Origin of the sequence: Rahnella sp. PD12R (assembly GCF_019200965.1) — a bacterium.
Taxonomy (GTDB): Bacteria; Pseudomonadota; Gammaproteobacteria; order Enterobacterales; family Enterobacteriaceae; genus Rahnella; species Rahnella laticis.
The window spans coordinates 1-2,666 of record NZ_JAHTMS010000031.1 but is presented as its reverse complement, the minus strand read 5'-3'; the positions used below and the strand labels follow the sequence as shown (position 1 = coordinate 2,666).

Annotated in this window: 2 protein-coding genes, 2 rRNA genes and 1 pseudogene; 4 read left to right on the top strand and 1 reads right to left on the bottom strand. The window is 48.6% G+C overall.

Annotated features, from left to right (window positions below; all coding sequences use genetic code 11):
* The 4 genes from rrf (KWG64_RS25540) to birA all read left to right on the top strand — a co-directional run.
* Positions 1 to 106: ribosomal RNA gene (gene rrf, locus KWG64_RS25540) — 5S ribosomal RNA — on the top strand; the annotation flags it as partial.
* 54 nt (positions 107 to 160) lie between these two features.
* A 5S ribosomal RNA gene (gene rrf, locus KWG64_RS25535) occupies positions 161 to 276 on the top strand.
* Positions 277 to 463: 187 nt separating this feature from the next.
* Positions 464 to 1,501 carry a UDP-N-acetylmuramate dehydrogenase gene (murB, locus tag KWG64_RS25530; RefSeq protein WP_218523501.1) on the top strand — a complete coding sequence of 346 codons (1,038 nt, stop codon included), beginning with the start codon at positions 464 to 466 and terminating at the stop codon, positions 1,499 to 1,501.
* On the top strand, positions 1,498 to 2,457 hold the full coding sequence (birA, locus tag KWG64_RS25525; protein ID WP_195816519.1) for a bifunctional biotin--[acetyl-CoA-carboxylase] ligase/biotin operon repressor BirA: 960 nt from the start codon (positions 1,498 to 1,500) through the stop codon (positions 2,455 to 2,457). Before murB ends, birA begins: the two co-directional genes overlap by 4 nt.
* A 111-nt stretch (positions 2,458 to 2,568) precedes the next feature.
* Here birA and KWG64_RS25520 read toward each other — a convergent pair.
* Positions 2,569 to 2,666 (bottom strand): annotated as a pseudogene (locus KWG64_RS25520) (IS200/IS605 family transposase); the annotation flags it as partial.

Below are 2,666 nucleotides of genomic sequence, written 5' to 3'. Positions count from 1 at the left end.
GTAGCGCGGTGGTCCCACCTGACCCCATGCCGAACTCAGAAGTGAAACGCCGTAGCGCCGATGGTAGTGTGGGGTCTCCCCATGCGAGAGTAGGGAACTGCCAGGCATCAAATNGTGCAAGCCTGATATGGGGTGAGCGTTATGAATGAAACAGAATTTGCCTGGCGGCAGTAGCGCGGTGGTCCCACCTGACCCCATGCCGAACTCAGAAGTGAAACGCCGTAGCGCCGATGGTAGTGTGGGGTCTCCCCATGCGAGAGTAGGGAACTGCCAGGCATCAAATAAGTGGAAAGCCCTGTACTGACGTACAGGGCTTTTTGCTATGGGAAATTTGGGGAGATTTTAAGGGATTTTTAGTCACTTTCATTCTTTCCTGACAGCCTCTCTGCCAGAAAACTATGCGTCAGGGGGCAATGAATCGGTTAAACTAAGCTCAAATAAGTCACCAATGAGTAATCTAGTTATGTCGATTGACGACACCTCTCTTCAATCCCGAAATACCTTTTCCCTTGCTGTACATGCTGCTGAAATCGTGAGTGTTTGTAGTGTAGAACAGCTGATCACGGCCTGGAAGTCTGCGAAAGAAAAGCAGCAACCCTTCCTGCTTTTAGGTGAAGGAAGCAACGTTCTTTTCCTTGAAGACTTTGCCGGTATGGTCGTTTTGAATCGGATAAAAGGTATTGAACTGACTGAAAACGCTGATGAATGGCTATTGCATGTCGGTGCCGGGGAAAACTGGCATGAGCTGGTTTGCTACGCATTGGAACATAATATTTCGGGGCTGGAGAACCTGGCCCTGATACCTGGTTGTGTCGGCTCTGCGCCAATTCAGAACATTGGTGCTTATGGAATTGAGCTGCAAAGCATCTGTAATTATGTTGATGTTTTAGATCTGCAAACCGAAAAACTAGTGCGTTTAAGTGACGAAGATTGCCAGTTCGGCTATCGCGAAAGCATATTCAAACATTCTTATAAAAACGGTTATGCAATCGTAGCCGTCGGTTTGAAGCTGACGAAACAATGGTTGCCGAAACTTACCTATGGTGACCTGACTCGTCTGGATCCTCAGACTGTAACACCGCAGGAGATCTTTGATTCAGTATGCTCAATGCGACGCAGCAAATTACCGGATCCTGTCGTCACCGGGAATGCGGGCAGCTTCTACAAAAATCCAACCGTTAGTGCTTTAGTTGCAGAGAAAATCAGCAGCCAGTACCCTTCAATGCCATCATATCCACAAGCTAATGGGCAGGTAAAACTTGCCGCGGGTTGGTTAGTTGAACAGTCCGGCCTGAAAGGTTTTAGCATCGGCGGCGCTGCAGTGCATGAGAAACAGGCCCTGGTACTCATTAATAAAGACCATGCGAGCAGCGATGATGTCCGCACGTTGGCGAAATATGTTCGTGATGCAGTTGCCGAAAAATTTGGTATTTGGCTTGAACCTGAAGTCCGTTTCATTGCCGCACAAGGTGAAGTGAATTCCGTGGAGGCACTGTCATGAAGGATATTACAGTACCACTGCAATTGATCTCAATTTTGGCCGATGGTGAGTTTCATTCTGGTGAGCAGTTAGGTATTGCTATGGGAATGAGTCGTGCTGCAATTAATAAACATATCCAGACAGTAAGGGACTGGGGTGTCGACATCTTCACGGTTCCCGGGAAAGGCTATAGCCTGCCTTATCCTATTCAGTTGTTGGAAGAGGAGAAGATTCTCGCCATGCTCCCGGCTGGTGGAGTCAGTGTCCTGCCGGTGATTGATTCAACTAATCAGTACCTGATGGACAGGATTGCTCAGCTGAATTCTGGTGATGCCTGTGTTGCGGAATATCAGCAGGCTGGGCGAGGGCGCCGCGGGCGTAAGTGGTTTTCACCTTTCGGCAGCAATCTTTATCTTTCCATGTACTGGAAACTGGAACAAGGTCCCGCTGCGGCAATGGGGCTGAGCCTGGTGATCGGGATTGTTATGGCGGAAGTGCTTCATAGCCTGGGTGCGGCAGATGTCCGGGTTAAATGGCCTAATGATCTTTATCTCAATGACCGTAAGCTGGCTGGTATCCTCGTTGAATTGACAGGAAAAACTGGAGATGCTGCTCATCTTGTTATTGGTGCAGGTATTAACCTCAAAATGCGTGAACCTGCGACCGATACCATCAATCAGGGTTGGATCAACTTGCAGGAAGCGGGCGTGAATATCGATCGCAACGAACTGACAGCAACGTTACTGAAAGAGCTGCGTTCAGCCTTAATTCATTTTGAACAGGAAGGTCTGACACCGTTTATTGCCCGCTGGCGGGGCTTAGATAATTTCCTCGACCGGCCGGTTAAATTGCTGATTGGTGATCAGGAAATTCATGGCATCGAACGGGGAATTGATCCTCAGGGCGCATTGTTGCTTGAGCAAGATGGTCTTATTAAACCGTATATTGGTGGTGAGATTTCATTGCGCGGTGTCTGAATAAATAAATATCCTCCGGCATAGCCGGAGGTTTTTCATATGCGCCTATAAGGCTCTGTTACCAGCCGCGCCCTAACAGGCGCATCGCGATCTGACATTTGCATCTATGGATTACTTACTGCCCGTAAACGGGCTGCCCGGATATGGGATCGAGAGCTGCTCACCCATTTTATCCTCTTCCAGTTGGTGCTTTATGTATTCCTGTATCC

What these genes read in the sequence shown, in the direction of transcription:
- murB (WP_218523501.1), top strand. Translation starts at nt 464, where the DNA reads ATGTCGATTGACGACACCTCTCTTCAATCCCGAAATACCTTTTCCCTT.
- birA (WP_195816519.1), top strand. Translation starts at nt 1,498, where the DNA reads ATGAAGGATATTACAGTACCACTGCAATTGATCTCAATTTTGGCCGAT.